Origin of the sequence: Methylobacterium tarhaniae (assembly GCF_001043955.1) — a bacterium.
Classification (GTDB): Bacteria; Pseudomonadota; Alphaproteobacteria; order Rhizobiales; family Beijerinckiaceae; genus Methylobacterium; species Methylobacterium tarhaniae.
The window spans coordinates 1-985 of sequence record NZ_LABZ01000447.1; the positions used below are offsets into that span (position 1 = coordinate 1).

General features: G+C 71.1%; 1 protein-coding gene. It reads left to right on the forward strand.

All coding sequences use genetic code 11. The features are described from left to right. Positions 1 to 985, forward strand: a 985-nt coding sequence (locus tag VQ03_RS30560) for a virulence factor SrfB (RefSeq protein WP_048454703.1), incomplete at both ends; no start/stop codon positions are given.

The window sequence follows — 985 nt, forward strand, 5'->3', positions numbered from 1 at the left end:
GGGCGGTGCGCCCGCGGGCGATCCGCCTCACCGACACGGTGACGGCCCAGCCAGCGATTCGCCCGGTCACGGTCGACCTCATCCTGGACATCGGCAACAGCCGTACCTGCGGCATCCTGATTGAGTCGCACCCGAACGAGGACCGGGTCGACCTCAACAACTCCTTCGTGCTGCAATTGCGCGACCTGTCCGAGCCGGAGCAGGTCTATACCGAGCCGTTCGAGAGCCACGTCGAGCTGTCCCATGCCCGGTTCGGGCGCGACCACCTCTCGCGGCTCTCGGCCCGGCCGCGGGCCTTCTTCTGGCCGAGCCCGGTGCGGGTCGGGCCCGAGGCGGGCCGGTTCAGGGAACTCGCCCAGGGCACCGAGGCCGTGGGCGGCCTGTCGAGCCCGAAGCGCTATCTCTGCGACGTGCGCCCGGTGAATCAGGAGTGGCGCTTTCCCGACCGCGACTACGGCGCCGACGGGACGAGCCCGCTGATCGACCGCACCATCCGGCAATTCGTCAACCGGCGCGGCGACGTGATCGCCCAGCTCGACGCCGACAAGCGGCGCTACGGCATCCGGGTCCAGCCCGACGACCGGGTCGGCGCCTCGCGGCTCACCTTCTCGCGCTCGTCGTTCTTCACCTTCATGGTCGCCGAGGTGGTCTGCCACGCGCTCTCGACGATCAACAATGCCGGGGTGCGCGAGCGCCGCCGCACCAAGGACGCGCCGCGCAAGCTGCGCCGCATCATCCTGACCCTGCCCCCCGCCATGCCGGTGCAGGAGCAGCGCCTGCTGCGCTCCCGCGCGGAGGGGGCGGTGACGCTGATCTGGCAACTGATGGGCTGGGCCGACAACCCGCCGCCGGGGCTCACCAAGCCCGAGGTCCACGTCTCCTGGGACGAGGCGAGCTGCGTCCAGTTCGTCTACCTCTACGGCGAGATCACCCAGAAGCTCGGCGGCGCGGTCGACGGGTTCCTGCGCCTCGCCGGACGGCCGCG